Origin of the sequence: Roseibaca calidilacus, assembly GCF_001517585.1 — a bacterium.
Lineage (GTDB): Bacteria > Pseudomonadota > Alphaproteobacteria > Rhodobacterales > Rhodobacteraceae > Roseinatronobacter > Roseinatronobacter calidilacus.
Genome location: NZ_FBYC01000004.1, coordinates 1,572,928 through 1,587,848 on the forward strand (window position 1 = coordinate 1,572,928; position 14,921 = coordinate 1,587,848).

General features: G+C 60.5%; 12 protein-coding genes, 1 tRNA gene and 1 pseudogene. 8 read left to right on the forward strand and 6 right to left on the reverse strand.

All coding sequences use genetic code 11. The features are described 5' to 3' along the window. Nucleotides 1-8 precede the first annotated feature (8 nt). The 4 genes and pseudogenes from bcp (at nucleotide 9) to AWT76_RS11300 (ending at nucleotide 3,002) form a co-directional block, all read left to right on the forward strand. A complete protein-coding gene (gene bcp, locus AWT76_RS11285; protein WP_072246437.1) occupies nucleotides 9-470 on the forward strand; it encodes a thioredoxin-dependent thiol peroxidase in 462 nt (153 codons plus the stop codon). A 129-nt stretch (nucleotides 471-599) separates the two neighbouring features. Beyond that, nucleotides 600-816: pseudogene (locus AWT76_RS16500) on the forward strand (DUF455 family protein); the annotation flags it as partial. Between the two features lie 253 nt (nucleotides 817-1,069). After that, nucleotides 1,070-2,413: a DUF5930 domain-containing protein gene (locus AWT76_RS11295; protein WP_072246438.1), complete on the forward strand. Its 1,344-nt coding sequence runs from the start codon at nucleotides 1,070-1,072 to the stop codon at nucleotides 2,411-2,413. Then, nucleotides 2,403-3,002: a bactofilin family protein gene (locus AWT76_RS11300; RefSeq protein WP_072246439.1), complete on the forward strand. Its 600-nt coding sequence runs from the start codon at nucleotides 2,403-2,405 to the stop codon at nucleotides 3,000-3,002. The genes AWT76_RS11295 and AWT76_RS11300 overlap by 11 nt, the downstream gene beginning before the upstream one ends. A gap of 133 nt (nucleotides 3,003-3,135) precedes the next feature. On the opposite strand, the gene AWT76_RS11305 is transcribed toward AWT76_RS11300, so the two are convergent. Further along, nucleotides 3,136-3,219 (reverse strand) — tRNA-Leu (locus tag AWT76_RS11305). Between the two features lie 232 nt (nucleotides 3,220-3,451). Between AWT76_RS11305 and AWT76_RS11310 the strand changes: the two genes are divergently transcribed. Next, a complete protein-coding gene (locus tag AWT76_RS11310; protein WP_072246440.1) occupies nucleotides 3,452-4,885 on the forward strand; it encodes a DEAD/DEAH box helicase in 1,434 nt (477 codons plus the stop codon). Between the two features lie 73 nt (nucleotides 4,886-4,958). Here the strand turns inward: AWT76_RS11310 and AWT76_RS11315 are convergent, their stop codons facing one another. The 5 genes from AWT76_RS11315 to AWT76_RS11335 all read right to left on the reverse strand — a co-directional run bounded on the left by AWT76_RS11315 (nucleotide 4,959) and on the right by AWT76_RS11335 (nucleotide 11,310). Then, nucleotides 4,959-6,050, reverse strand: coding sequence for an ABC transporter ATP-binding protein (locus tag AWT76_RS11315; RefSeq protein ID WP_072246441.1), 1,092 nt, complete (start codon nucleotides 6,048-6,050; stop codon nucleotides 4,959-4,961). Nucleotides 6,051-6,068: 18 nt separating this feature from the next. Then, nucleotides 6,069-7,706 (reverse strand): alpha-glucosidase, encoded by a 1,638-nt coding sequence (locus AWT76_RS11320; RefSeq protein ID WP_176699426.1) that lies wholly within the window; start codon nucleotides 7,704-7,706, stop codon nucleotides 6,069-6,071. Between the two features lie 25 nt (nucleotides 7,707-7,731). Continuing rightward, the gene (locus AWT76_RS11325; protein ID WP_072246442.1) at nucleotides 7,732-8,883 is read right to left on the reverse strand and encodes a carbohydrate ABC transporter permease; all 1,152 of its coding nucleotides are present in this window, start codon (nucleotides 8,881-8,883) and stop codon (nucleotides 7,732-7,734) included. A gap of 23 nt (nucleotides 8,884-8,906) precedes the next feature. Continuing rightward, nucleotides 8,907-9,884 carry a carbohydrate ABC transporter permease gene (locus tag AWT76_RS11330; RefSeq protein ID WP_072246443.1) on the reverse strand — a complete coding sequence of 326 codons (978 nt, stop codon included), beginning with the start codon at nucleotides 9,882-9,884 and terminating at the stop codon, nucleotides 8,907-8,909. A gap of 73 nt (nucleotides 9,885-9,957) precedes the next feature. Next, nucleotides 9,958-11,310 (reverse strand): ABC transporter substrate-binding protein, encoded by a 1,353-nt coding sequence (locus AWT76_RS11335; RefSeq protein ID WP_072246444.1) that lies wholly within the window; start codon nucleotides 11,308-11,310, stop codon nucleotides 9,958-9,960. Between the two features lie 273 nt (nucleotides 11,311-11,583). Between AWT76_RS11335 and AWT76_RS11345 the strand changes: the two genes are divergently transcribed. Genes AWT76_RS11345 through AWT76_RS11355 form a run of 3 tightly spaced genes read left to right on the forward strand, consistent with a single transcriptional unit; the run spans nucleotide 11,584 to nucleotide 14,917 of the window. Continuing rightward, nucleotides 11,584-12,615: a LacI family DNA-binding transcriptional regulator gene (locus AWT76_RS11345; RefSeq protein ID WP_072246446.1), complete on the forward strand. Its 1,032-nt coding sequence runs from the start codon at nucleotides 11,584-11,586 to the stop codon at nucleotides 12,613-12,615. Next, nucleotides 12,612-13,937, forward strand: a complete 1,326-nt coding sequence (locus AWT76_RS11350) for a GH1 family beta-glucosidase (RefSeq protein ID WP_072246447.1) — start codon at nucleotides 12,612-12,614, stop codon at nucleotides 13,935-13,937. The genes AWT76_RS11345 and AWT76_RS11350 overlap by 4 nt, the downstream gene beginning before the upstream one ends. Before the next feature lie 32 nt (nucleotides 13,938-13,969). Beyond that, complete coding sequence (locus AWT76_RS11355) at nucleotides 13,970-14,917, forward strand: glucokinase (protein ID WP_072246448.1); 948 nt, start codon at nucleotides 13,970-13,972, stop codon at nucleotides 14,915-14,917. The last annotated feature ends 4 nt before the right edge of the window (nucleotides 14,918-14,921 follow it).

Consider the following 14,921-nt stretch of genomic DNA (forward strand, 5'->3'; position numbering starts at 1 on the left):
AGTGCCCTATGCTGTCCAACGGCGACCTTGCCCCCGATTTCACCCTGCCCCGCGACGGTGGCGAGATGGTGGCTTTATCTGCCCTGAAACCGTCGAAAGTGGTGCTGTATTTTTACCCGCGCGACGATACGCCGGGCTGCACGACCGAAGCCATCGAATTCACCGCACTGGCCGCAGAGTTCGAGGCCGCGGGTGCCAAGGTCATCGGCATATCCAAAGATACCGTCGCCAAGCATGACAAGTTCATTGCCAAGCATGACTTGGGCGTGATGCTGGTGTCGGATGCCGAAAGCGATGTCTGCGAGCGTTACGGTACATGGGTGGAAAAAAGCATGTATGGCAAAACCAGCATGGGCATTGAACGCACCACCTTCATGGTCGATGCCGAGGGGCGCATTTCCCATATCTGGCGCAAGGTGAAGGCCGCAGGCCATGCCGCAGAGGTTCTGGAGGCGGTGCGCGGCGCATGAGCCTGACTTTGCGCGACATGGCGGTGGAGGTTTTGACCACCGCCATGTCGCGCGAAAACCACGCTGAGCCATGCCCATGCACGGGCGTGGTGCACCGCGCGCAAGGGGTGCGGGCAGTCGCCGCGCTGAAAAACCATCTATGCCGAAGAAGTCGGCCATGTCGCCTATGGGTCGAAATGGTTCAACTACCTGTGCGGCAGGCAGGGTCTGGACCTACAACCGGTGTTTCTGGACCTTGCGCGACGCTTTTTACAGCCCGCCCAAACCACCCGTCAACGCGGAAAAACGCGCGCAAGCCGGGTTGCCCGCAGATTTCTACTGGCCGTTGACTGAACCGGCAGCATAGCTTCGTGAAAGTTGCTTATGTGCTTTATCTTCAAGCGCTTCAGGGGCATTCTTACAGCAGTATCGGCGAAATTTCGCTGATTTCGCTTATTTACAACCTTTGCGGGATATAACGCTCCATTAATAGATTGCAGGAACGCGCCCCCCCGATTAGAGCAAATTAACGGGGTGTTTTCCGAGTTTTGCGCATGTTTTGCGCCTGTATGTGCGATCTTTTGCACGCCCCCACCTAAAAATGACCCGACGGGATGGTAATGTTTAGACGACAGCTCGTAAGACTGAACCAGCGGCTGGAACACCGGCTGCCGGAACAGCGCCTGTTCCTGAGATCCGACAACACCACACGTTTCGTGCGTTTGCGACCGATGACGCAGCTTCTCGGGATCGCGGCGGTAACCGGGTTTTTCGCGTGGGGCGTTCTGGCGACATCCATCTTGCTGATGGACAGCGTCGGCTCTGGCACGCTGCGCGAACAAGCTCAACGCGAACAGGCGACGTATGAAAACCGCCTGAACCAGATGGCACAGGAACGCGACCGCCACGCGCAATCGGCAGAAGCAGCGCAGGTCCGTTTCGGCGAGGCCATGGCCCGAATCGCAGACATGCAACTGGAACTGCTGGCGTCGGAACAGCGCCGGATGGAACTGGAAAAGGGCATTGATACGGTTCAGGCGACCGTTTCGCGCGTGGTCCGCGAACGTGATGACGCGCGCAAACAACTGGCAGAAGCGCGCCGGACGCTTGAAGCCGAAACCGGCACGGCCCGCACCGCCGCCGACCGTGAGCGCGACGTGCAGGACATGCTGGACTATCTGCTGGTTGCCATGAATGACGTCGGGCAAGATTTGCACGCGCAAAACGTTTCCACAGAGCAGACCCAGAACCAAGCACAAATGCTGGCGCTGGAAAATGAACTGCTGAAAGACCGCAACCACGTCATTTTCAGCCAGTTGGAAGATGCGCTGGATTCGGTGATCGGGCCGCTGGAGCGGGTGTTCCGTTCTGCCAATGTCTCGCCCGACCAGATCCGCCGTCTTGTGCAGCAAGGCGCAAGCTCGCAAAGCGCGTCGCTGCGCCCGATTTCGGTCTCGACCTCTGGGTCGATGGCTGCCAGCCCGGATATTTCGCGCGCCAACAGCGTGCTGGAAAAGCTGAACACGGTGCAAGCGTATCGGCGCGGGTTGGAACGTTTGCCAATCGCGCACCCTGTGGCCAGCCGTGTGCGCCTGACCTCGCCCTATGGAATGCGCCGCCACCCCGTCAGCGGGCGCACCAAAATGCACACCGGTATCGACTGGGCCGCTGCCCGTGGCACCCCCATCCTGAGTGCCGCCGATGGCGTGGTGAAAAAAGCCACCCGGATGCGCGGTTATGGCAATATTGTCATCATCGAGCATGATTTCGGGCTGGAAACCTATTACGCGCATTTGAACTCTATTGACGTGCGTCAGGGACAAAGGGTCTCGCGCGGGCAGAAAATTGGTGGTATGGGCACCACTGGCGTGTCGACCGGCGTTCACTTGCACTATGAAGTGCGCGTCAACGGTCAACCTGTAAATCCGATCACCTATGTAAGGGCAGGACAAAATGTTTTCTAAAAGCCGCATCAACGAACCTGGCCCGAAGGCTGCAACCACCCCGGCCCCGGCGGCCCCCGCAACCCAAACTGCGCAGGAACCGGCTCCGTCGTTCTTGCGCCAGTCGAGCATGGACAGCGCGCCTGCGCAATCCACCAAGGGGAAAAGCGCTGCATCCTTGCTGGCCGCTGACCTGACGATTACCGGCAACATCAAGACCACCGGTGATGTGGTGGTTGAAGGGATCGTAGATGGCGACATCCGCGCCCATTTGCTGACCGTCGGCGAAACTGCCACCATCCGTGGAGAGATCGTGGCAGATGATATCGTCGTGAACGGTCGTGTCATCGGCCGTGTGCGCGGGTTGAAAGTGCGTCTGACCTCCTCTGCGCAGGTCGAGGGCGACATCATCCACAAGACGATCGCCATCGAATCGGGTGCGCATTTCGAAGGCTCCGTGCAGCGTCAGGACGACCCGTTGCAGACCAATCGCGGCCATGTGGCAGAGCAGAAAGCCGCGCCAAGCCCCGCACAGGCCCCCGCCGCCAAGCCGGAAGGGTCCGAGGCTGTCAAGAAAGCCACGGAACAGCGTAAGGCCACCGGCGCCTGATTGGCGACAGCCAGCGCCGTGCCAGAGATTTGAAAGCCGCGCGTTTTCGTGCGGCTTTTTTAATGCGCAACAAAAGCAAAACGCAGCGCTTGCAGAGCGGTGCCAAGCAATCATCATTGGTTTGAAGGATAGCTGGTGCGGGTGGGGAGACTCGAACTCCCACGCCTTGCGGCGGAGGATTTTGAATCCTCTGCGTCTACCATTCCGCCACACCCGCACGGTCAGCTAACGCTGCAATATCTTGGTTTTCAGGCACCTGCAAGGCAGGGAATGCGCTGCGAATGCAGATTTTCGTGCAATTCGGCGCGCCGCCCTGCCAAGATTGACCAAGCCCTTGTTTTACGCTACATGCTGGCCATCCCGTCGGTTCCGACGCGGAGTTGAGCGGGGCGCGGAATAAGGGCGTCCCAAAACAGATAACGGCCCGATGCCGTATCAGATGGACGCATATGACCCTTTTTTCCGACCTAAAGCTGGACCCCAAGGTCCTGAAAGCCATTGATGAGGCAGGCTACACCGCGCCGACCCCCATTCAGGCAGAAGCAATTCCGCACGCGCTGGAAGGCCGTGATGTTTTGGGCATTGCCCAGACCGGGACCGGCAAAACCGCCTCTTTCACGCTGCCGATGATCACGCGCCTTGGCCGTGGCCGCGCGCGCGCGCGTATGCCGCGCAGCCTTGTGCTGGCGCCCACACGCGAACTGGCCGCCCAAGTGGCCGAGAATTTCGACACTTACGCCAAATACACCCGCCTGACCAAGGCGCTGCTGATCGGCGGCGTGGCCTTTGGCGAGCAGGACAAGCTGATCGACCGGGGCGTGGACGTGCTGATCGCCACGCCGGGCCGCCTGCTGGACCATTTCGAGCGCGGCAAACTGCTGCTGACCGGGGTTGAGGTGATGGTGGTGGACGAAGCCGACCGGATGCTGGACATGGGCTTCATTCCCGATATTGAACGCATCTTCAACCTGACCCCCTTCACGCGGCAGACCTTTTTCTATTCCGCGACCATGGCCCCGGAAATCGAGCGTATTACCAATATGTTCTTGGCCAACCCCGCCCGCGTGGAAATCGCACGGCAGGCGACGGCTTCGGAAACCATTGCGCAGGAACTGATCGAACTGCCTGCGGCCAAGCGCGATGCGGCCGCCAAGCTGAAGCGCGAGGCGCTGCGCAAGATCATCCAAGCGCAGGGCGATAATCTGGAAAACGCAGTCATCTTTTGCAACCGCAAGGTTGATGTCGATGTGCTTGCCAAGTCACTTGCCAAGCACCATTTCGATGCCGCCCCCATTCACGGGGATCTGGACCAATCCGTGCGCACCCGCACGCTAGAGAAATTCCGCGCCGGTGAATTGCGTCTGCTGATCGCATCCGACGTGGCCGCGCGCGGGCTGGATGTTCCCTCTGTCAGCCATGTGTTCAATTTCGACCTGCCGTCGCACCCGGAAGATTACGTTCACCGCATTGGCCGCACGGGCCGCGCGGGGCGGTCGGGCAAGGCGATTTCGCTAATGGTGCCCGCCGATCAGAAATATCTGGATGCAATTGAATCGCTGTTGGGCAAGCAACTGCCGCGCGGCACAGCGCCCGAGCTGGAGCCCCCGCGCGCCGCCGGGCGTGCCGAGAAGGCAGAAGACAGCGACGAAAAGCCAAAGCGCAGCCGCCGCACGCGCAAGCCCGCCAATGACAATATTGATGCCGCGGTCGAGCCGGTAGAGGCCAGCGCCCCTGCCCCGCAGCCTCAGCCTCAGCCTCAGCCGCAACAACAGCAGGACCGCCCGGATCGCAAACGCGACCGCCGCGACAACCGGCATGACGCGCCCGTGGGCATGGGCGACCATGTGCCCGACTTCCTGATGCGCGAGTTCCGCACCGCGTGAACCACGCGGATAACACAAAACAAAACCGCGCAAAGGTGACCCTTCGCGCGGTTTTTGCTTTGCGTCGCGTAGCTTAGCGATACAGCAGCGATACTTTGTTGTGGAACAGGTGCAGCTTGGCCGGATCGGCTTTCAGCTTGACCATCTTGCCGCGCAGCCCGGCATGTGTGCCGCCCAGCTTGGCCAGAACCGGATTCGCATTGGGGGCATCGGGTTTGAAATAAAGCACCGTCAATTCGCCAAGCGCTTCGATCAGGTCAACCTCGCCCTGATACAGGTAATCATCGTCATCGCTGGCGATTAGGTCTTCGGGGCGCACACCCAGATTGACCTTCAACCCCATATCCGCATCCGTGGTCGGGATATTGGCCGTGGCCACGCCGCCGCCATCCAGTTTCACGCGGGTGTGTTGGCCCGTGCCGACCACTTCACCCGGCAGCAGGTTCATCGCTGGAGAACCGATGAATTGCGCCACGAATTCGCCATTGGGGCGTTCATACAGTTCCAGCGGCGTGCCGACCTGCGCAATGCCCCCGCCCGCCAGCACCACGATGCGGCTGGCCAGTGTCATTGCTTCAACCTGATCATGCGTGACATAGACCATGGTCGAATTCGGCATCGATTCCTTCAGCTTCGCGATCTCGATCCGGGTGGCCACGCGCAAGGCCGCGTCAAGGTTAGAGAGCGGCTCGTCGAACAGATACACCTTCGGGTCGCGCACGATGGAGCGCCCGATCGCCACCCGCTGCCGCTGCCCGCCTGACAGCGCCTTGGGCAGGCGGTCCAGATACGGCCCCAGTTGCAGAATGTCGGCGGCCTTGGTCACGGCCGCGTCAATTTCGGCCTTCGACTTTTTCGCGATCTTTAGCGCAAAGGCCATGTTGTCGCGCACCGTCATATGCGGATAGAGCGCGTAGGACTGGAACACCATGGCAATGCCACGCTGTGCGGGCGGGATGTCATTGACGACCATGCCGTCAATTTCCAGCGTGCCGCCCGTGATCTTTTCCAGCCCCGCAATCATGCGCAAAAGCGTGGATTTGCCGCAGCCCGAGGGGCCGACAAACACGATCAATTCGCCCTGTTTGATGTCAAGATTGACATCTGACAGCACCTTGACCTCGCCGTAGGCTTTCTCGACATCGGTCAGTTTCAGATCGGCCATGGGTTCCTCCCCCCTCGTTTAGCGTTTTAGAACCAGGCAGGGCTGCCATGGTCCCAGATGCACCAACCCGTCCTCTCCGACACCGGAAGAGTTCAGCTCTTGCCCGACGGTCACCCAATTGCCTTCCGGCAGGTAAAGGGTGGTCGGGTCGTGGCTAAGGTTGAAGGCGCAGAACATCACTTCGCCCGCCTCCTCGCGGATGAAGGAGAGCGTGTCGCCCGACACATGCAGATCACGCATAACCCCGCGCGATAGCGCCCGGTGCGCATGACGGAAAGCAATGGCGCGGCGGTAATGATGTAGCAACGCATCGGGCGCGCGTTCCTGCGCATCGACCGACAGGCCGATATGTTCGCGCGCGACCGGCAACCATGGCACATCGGTTGAAAAGCCACCGTTCAGCGTGCTCTTCTCCCAGACCATCGGCGTGCGGCACCCGTCGCGGCCCTTGTATTCGGGCCAGAACTGAATACCGTAAGGGTCGCGCAGGTCTTCGAACACCAGTTCCGCTTCGGGCAGGCCCAGCTCCTCGCCCTGATAGAGGCAAGCCGAGCCGCGCAGGCACATCATCAGCGTGGCATAGGCGCGCACAGCAGCGGGTGACATGTCCCAGCGCGTGATATGGCGCATCACGTCATGGTTGGAAAACGCCCAGCAGGCCCAGCCTTCGGGGGCGACATAATCCAGATGGCGCAGCACGGCGGCAATGCGCGCGGCAGAAGGCTGGTCGGCTGCCAGGAATTCGAACGCGTAGCACATCTGCACCTTGTCGCCGCCCGAGGTATATTCGCCGAGGATTTCGAGGCCTTTCTGCGCATCGCCCACTTCACCCACGGCGGCGGCGCCATAGGTATCCAGCAGCGCACGGAAACGGCGCAGGAATTCAAGGTTCTCTGGCTGATTCTTGTCGTACAGGTGTTCCTGATGGTTATAGGGGTTCACCGCGGGTGCAATATTCGCGTTGCGTTGCTCTGGCGGCAAGGGTGGGTTGTCGCGCAGCTGGTAATCGTGGACATAGAAATTGATCGTGTCCAGACGGAAGCCATCGACCCCGCGCTCCAGCCAGAAGCGCGTGACATCCAGCAATTCCTGCTGCACCGCCGGTTCGTGAAAGTTCAGATCGGGCTGCGAGGTCAGGAAATTGTGCAGGTAATATTGCAGGCGCGTCGCGTCCCATGCCCAAGCGGACCCACCGAAGATGGACAGCCAGTTATTGGGCGGCGTGCCATCGGGTTTCGGGTCTGCCCAGACATACCAGTTGGCGCGCGGGTTGTCGCGCGACGAGCGGCTTTCCTTGAACCACGGATGCTGGTCGGACGAATGCGACAGCACAAGGTCGATCAGCACCTTTATGCCAAGGTTATGCGCGGTCGCGATGATCGCATCAAAATCGGCCAAGCTGCCGAACATTGGGTCCACATCGCAATAATCCGACACGTCATAGCCGAAATCCTTCATCGGAGAGGTGAAGAACGGGCTGATCCAGATGGCATCTACGCCAAGGCTGGCGATATACGGCAGGCGCTGGACGATGCCGCACAGGTCGCCAATACCGTCGCCGTTGCTGTCTTGAAAGCTGCGGGGGTAGATCTGATAGATCACCGCACCGCGCCACCAATCGGGGTTCAGTTCCAGCCCATGATCGGGCTGCAACATAGCAGTAGCACTCACGTTATGTTCCTTACTTGACAGAGCCGGCCAACAGGCCGCGCACGAGGTAGCGTTGCATTGTGAAGAAAACCAAGAGCGGCACCGCGATAGAGACAAAGGCCGCCGTGGCCAGAATGCCCCAATCGCCGCCCCGTGACCCCAGCAGGTCGTCGGCGATCTTCACGGTCATGACCTGAGATTCCGCGCCCGATGGCAAGAAAACCTTGGCCACCAGCAGGTCATTCCATGTCCAGAGGAACTGGAAGATCGCGAAAGAGGCAAGTGCCGGAAAACTGAGCGGCAGAATGATCTTGGTGAAAATCTGGAAATCGGTGGCGCCATCGACCTTGGCACCCTCGATTATGTCGCGTGGCAGTCCGACCATGTAGTTGCGTAACAAATACACCGCCAAGGGCAGGCCAAAGCCGGTATGCGCCAACCATATCCCAAGAAAGCTTTGCCCGATGCCGATATCTGTATGCAGGCTAAGAAGCGGCACCAGCGCCAGTTGCAAGGGCACCACCAACAGCCCCACGACGGCGGCAATCAGCAGCCCGCGGCCCGGAAAATCCATCCAGGCCAGCGCATAGGCCGCGAAGGCCGCAATCAGGATGGGAATGATCGTGGCCGGGATGGTCACGGTCAGCGTGTTGATAAAGGCGCGGTCCATGCCATTGGCGTTCAGCACCGTGTCATAATTCAACAGCGTGAACTTGGGGGGTGTTTCGGCGGCCAGATATACTGTTGGCCCCCTTTCTATCGGGTCGGGGCTTTCCAGCCTATAGCTGCCATCGGCCTGCACCGTCAGGGTGCCGCCGCGGCGCAATTCGGTCGCGGTGCCGGGCGTAAACTCATTCGGGGCCACCGCCCGCGTGCCAAAGGCAGAGATGCTGCCATTGTCATCGGGGAACGCTTCTGCAAGGGCGGGTTCGTCGAACAGGTTGCCTTCCAGCACATACAAATCACCCTCTTGGCGCGCCCCGTCCGCGGCAACCCGCGCGCGGAAATTCAGGTCCACCGCGAAGGGCGTCTGCCACCAGCCGGATGCCGAAATCTGGTCCCGCTCGCGGAAGGACGACACGAACAGCCCGATGGTCGGCAACAGCCACAGCAGCACAAGGATGATGACGGTAATGTTGACCGCGATCTTTCCGCCTTGGTTCTGGCCTGCGATATTATCCATTGGTTATCCCTCCCTCGCGCTTCTCAGCGCATTTCCTTGCGCGCTTGGGCGATGTTCCAGATCATCACCGGCAGCACCAGAACCATGATGACAAAGGCCACGGCGGTCGCGCGCCCATCGTCGCGGAACATGAAGGACATCATGTAACTTGGCAGGATCTGCGTGTCGAAATTGCCCCCGGTCATGGTGTAGACAATATCGAACACTTTCAGCACCAGAATGGTGATCGTGGTCCAGACCACGACAATCGTTCCCATGATCTGCGGCACCTTGATTTGGAAGAACACCTGGAACGGGTTCGCGCCATCAATGATCGCGGCTTCGATGGTTTCTTCCGGGATGCCGCGCAAGGCCGCAGACAGGATGACCATGGCAAAGCCTGTCTGGATCCAGACAAGAATGAACATCAGGAAAAAATTGTTCCAGAACGGCACTTGCAGCGGGTCAAGGGCGGTCATGCCCATGCTGCCGCGGATCGCGTTGATGATCCCGATATCGGGATTGGCCGAATAGACAAATTTCCAGATCAGCGAGGCGCCGACAAAGGAAATCGCCATCGGCATGAAGATCAGCGATTTGGCTATGTTGCCCCAAGCCATGCGGTCGGTCAGTTGCGCGACCAGCAGCCCAAGAAAGGTTGCCATTGCAGGCACAACCAGAACCCAGAGCAGGTTGTTGAGCACGGCGGTTCGGAAGGACGCTTCGGCGAACAGATTGGCGTAATTGTCAAAACCGATGAAATTCGTGCCCAGCCGGTCGAACATGGACCGGTAGAACGACCCAACCACCGGGTAAACCAGATACAAGCCCAGCGCGAACATGGCCGGGAACAAGAACAACCATGGCCGCACCTTGTTGGCGCGGTTTATGTTCCGGCCCGCCTGCGGCCCCTTGGCCGGGAAGATCACCTTGTCGAGTACGATGTTCGACGCGTAGAAATACCCCACGCAGCCACCCACACCGATGATGATGGTCAATAGGCCCTGCAAAACTGGTGACATGGCTGTGCTCCCTTCACGTGGCGCGCGTGGTCATGCCCCCCGCCGCTTGGGCGAGGGGCTGTTGTCAGGTCGCTTACTTGATGGTGTCCCAGCGTTCCTGGATATCGGCAGCCACCTCTTCGGCGCTTGCGCCGGTGACGTAATCGACCATGCCGGTCCAGAACGCGCCCGCACCGATTTCGCCCGGCATCAGGTCAGATGCGTCGAAGCGGAAGGTGGTGGCGTTGGCCAGAATTTCACCCTGCGCGCGCTCGGAATCGCTTGCATAGGTTTCCAGGTTCACGCCGCCATGCGCGGTCAGGAACCCGCCCTGCGTCATCCACATTTCATGCGCGATGGGCAGTTTCAGGAATTCCAACATCGCCGTGGCCGCATCCGACGGGTCGGTGACGGCGAACAATGTGCCAGCGCCCAGAACCGGTCGGCCCAGATCGGCCTCCTCGAAAGCGGGGAAATAGAAGAAATCCACATCCTCGCCCACCGCGGTGCCATCTGGGAAGAAGGCCGGGATGAACGACGCCTGACGGTGCATGTAGCAGCTGGGCGGGATAGAGAACAGGCCCGCCGGGCTGTCACGGAAATCGGTCGTGGCCACGGCTTGCGCACCGCCCTGCACAAACGCATCATTGCGTGCGAATGCGCCGAATTCCTCGATCGCGGCGATCACGGCCGGATCGTTGAACGGCATCTCGTTGCTGACCCACGCGTCATACACTTCGGGCGGCTGGGTGCGCAGCATCATGTCTTCCACCCAGTCGGTGGCGGGCCAGCCGGTGGCCGCGCCCGACCCCAGACCAATGCACCACGGCGTGCCGCCATCATCGACGATCATCTGGGTCAGGGCTTTCAACTCTTCCATCGTCTCTGGAATGTCGTAGCCCATTTCGTCAAACGCGTCGGGCGAATACCAGACCAACGATTTCAGATCGACACGGTAGAACAGGCCGTAAAGCTGATCGTTGCCATCCGGGTCGGCATAGGTGCCCAGATCAACCCAGCTTTGCCCAGCCGCGTAGTTTTCCGCAACAAACTCTGCCGTGCCTTCGGGCAGCGGGGTCAGCAGGCCCTGTGCGGCCATATCGGCAGCCAGACCCGGTTGCGGGAACACAGCCAAGTTCGGCGCACTGCCCGCGCGGGTCGAAATCACGATATCCTGCTCGAAACTGTCAGAACCGGAATAGTCCACGGTGGCCCCGGTCGCAGCTTCGAAATAGTCGAAAATCTTGTTGACCTTCTCAGCCTCGTTGCCCGTCCACGGGCCGGTGATGGTCACGGTCTGCCCGGCAAGATCGGTCGCGTCGGCAAAGGCGGTGTAGCTATCCCAAGTGAAAGCCCCCTCGCCCGGCGCCACAAGCAAGTCCTGCGCCGAGGCCCCCGATGCGACAAGCGCGATCACGGCCACGCCTGTGTAAAGTCTGGATTTCATTGTCATCCTCCCAAGGTTGACGGTGTGTTATGCACAATTATTCATCAAGTGCTGACCAGCATCCCAGCAGTTTGGAATCGGCTTTCCAAACCGCTTTGGATGCATCGACAGTTGCGCATCACCTTGGCCCTGTCAATCGCGAAATTCACAAAAACCCTTGTTTTCAAGTGGATTTCGCAGGTGCAGCATTCGGCATATCGCAGATTTATCTTTTCATCTCAGATCGTTTCGGATTAGTCTCTGCCACGCTTTTCAATACGGTTTGAACAAATCATGGGCGTTACTCTCAAGGAATTGGCCATGCAACTTGGCCTGTCCCCGACCACGGTCAGCCGGGCGCTGAACGGCTATCCAGAGGTGAACGCCCAGACACGCCAACGCGTGCAGGACGCGGCGCGCGCGGCCAATTATCACCCCAACACCCGCGCCAAAAGCCTTGCCACCGGGCAGGCGCGCGCAATCGGCCATGTCATCCCGCTCTCGACCAGCCACGAGATCGTCAACCCGATCTTTGCGGATTTCATCGCCGGTGCGGGCGAGGTGTATTCCGGTGCCGGTTACGACATGGTGCTCAGCGTGGTCTCTGACGCGCAAGAGGAAACGACCTATCGCAACCTTGTCGCGCGCGGCACGGTCGATGGGTTGATGGTGCACGGTCCGCGCCTGCATGATGACCGCATCGCGCTGCTGCATGACCTTGGTTTGCCCTTCATGGTGCATGGGCGCAGTTCAGGCGCGAACACCCCCTATTCATGGCTGGATATCAACAACCGCCGGTCGTTCCGCCGCGCCACCGAATTCCTGCTGGAGCTTGGCCATACCCGCATCGCGCTTATCAACGGGCTGGAAAACATGGATTTCGCCATGCGGCGGCGCGGCGGCTATCTGGATGCGCTGGCACAGGCAGGCATCGCCCCCGATCCGGCCCTGATGCGGGCGGGCGAGATGACAGAACCCTATGGCCACACAAGTGCGCATGACATGTTGCAACTGCCCGATCCGCCAACCGCATTTCTGGCCTCTTCCATGGTGGTGGCCTATGGCCTGCGCCGTGCCCTGACAGAGGCCGGGCTGCGCATGGGGCGCGACGTGTCGGTCATCACCCATGATGATGACCTGTCCTACATGCCCAATGGGCTGGACGTGCCGCAATTTACCGCCACCTGTTCCTCGGTGCGCGCCGCCGGGCGGCAGGCGGCGGAAATGCTGCTGGCGCTGGTCAATGACCCGGCACAGGGGCCGCTGACAAAACTGATGGAGACCCGGCTGGTGCTGGGTGACAGCACAGGACGACACAGATCATGACCGACTTCACGCATCGTCGCGCCGATTTTCCCGCCGATTTTCAGTTCGGCGTGGCAACATCGGCCTACCAGATAGAGGGGCACGGCTTTGGGGCCGCAGGCCGCACCCACTGGGACGATTTCGCCGCCACGCCCGGCAATGTGGTGCGGGCCGAACACGGGGGCCGCGCCTGCGACCACTACCATATGTGGCAGCAGGATCTGGACCTGATCGCCGCCGCCGGGTTCGATATTTACCGCTTTTCCGCATCTTGGGCACGGGTGCTGCCCGAAGGGCGCGGCGCGGTGAATGCAGAAGGGCTGGATTTTTACGACCGGCTTGTCGATGGCATGCTGGAACGTGGCATCAAGCCCGCGCTGACCCTGTATCATTGGGAATTGCCCTCGGCCTTGGCCGATCTGGGCGGCTGGCGCAACCGCGACGTGGCAGAGTGGTTCGCGGATTACACCGAAATCCTGTGCAAGCGCATCGGCGATCGAATCTGGTCCGCCGCCCCCATTAACGAGCCGTGGTGCGTGGGCTGGCTGTCGCATTTCATGGGCGCTCATGCGCCCGGCCTGCGCGACATTCGCGCGACGGCCCGCGCCATGCACCATATCGGGCTGGCGCATGGCCGCGCCACGCAAGTGATGCGCGGATTGGGTATGTCCAACCTCGGCGCGGTGTGCAATTTCGAATACGCCCTGCCGCTGACCGACAACGCCGCAGAACACGCCGCAGCACGGCTTTACGATGGCATCTATAATCGCTGGTTCATTGGCGGCATGTTCAAAGGTGCATACCCCGCCGATGTGCTAAAGGGGCTTGCCCCCCACATGCCCGACGGCTGGCAGGACGACATGGCGACCATTCGCCAACCGCTCGACTGGCTGGGGCTTAACTACTACACATGCAAACGCATCGCCGCGGATCCGAACACCGCTTGGCCGCACCTGTCCGAACATGTGGGCGACCTGCCCAAAACCCAGATGGGATGGGAGGTTTGCCCCGAAGGACTTGCACATTTCCTACATTTTGTGGGCGAATATGCTGGAAACTTGCCCCTATACATTACAGAAAACGGCATGGCGAACCCGGACAGCCCCGATCAGCCCGACCATGCGCGGATTGCCTATCTGAATGACCATCTGGATGCGGCAAAGGCCGCCATCGCCAAGGGCGCGAACCTGAAGGGCTATATAATCTGGTCGCTTCTGGACAATTACGAATGGTCCCTTGGCTATGAAAAACGCTTCGGGCTGGTCCATGTCGATTTCGAGAGCTTGCAACGCCGCCCCAAAGCGTCTTATCAGGCACTGAAACAGGCGTTAGCGCGAACATGAAGCGCGCGGGCGCATAGCCCGAGGGTTTGGACATGGCAGACAAAGACGCTCCCGTTCTGGTGGCCGATGTTGGTGGCACGAACACGCGTGTGGCGCTGGCACGCGGCACAACGATTATCGCAGGCACGACCGAACGCTTCCGCAATGCAGACCATTCGGGGTTGGAAACGGTGCTGGCGGAATATTTGTCCAAGCATCGCAGCCTGCCTGCGCGCGCAGCGATTGCGCTGGCCGGACCAGTGCGGGGCGATTGCGGTGCCATGACGAATCTGGGTTGGTCCATGCAGGCGGGTGATCTTGCGCGCATGACCGGCATTCGGCAGGTGGCTTTGCTGAATGACCTGCAAGCACAGGGCCACGCCCTGCCCTATCTGGCCGCCGACCATTTGCGCGTGATCCGCGATGGCACGCCCGAAGGCGGCACGCGGCTGGTCATCGGGCTTGGAACGGGCGTGAATGCAGCCCCGGTATATCCGGCAGGGCATGGGTTTGTCGTGCCGCCTGCCGAAGCGGGCCATATTCACCTGCCGCAACAAACCGAGGAAGATCAGCACCTTGCCCGTTGGCTTGTCGCGCGGCGCGGCTTTGCATCGGTCGAGGATGTGCTGGCCGGGTCGGGGTTGGAACGGCTTTACGCCTATCACGCGGAACAGGCGGGCGGCGCACAAGCCCGCGATGCAAGCGCGATCATGACGGCCATGGCAGAGGGCGATGCGCTCGCCATGCGGACAGGACGCCATTATGTGCGTTTGCTGGCGCAATACACCGCTGATCTGGCGCTGACCACGCTGCCATTCGGCGGCATCTATTACATTGGCGGTGTTGCCCGGGCCTTTACACCGTTCATGGCGCGCTTTGGCTATGACGCGGCCTTTACCGATATGGGCCGGTTCAGCGATCTGGTGGCGCAATTCCCCGTGGCACTGGTCGAGGATGATTTCGCAGCGCTCACCGGCTGCGCGGTCTATCTGGCGGCCTGACCCC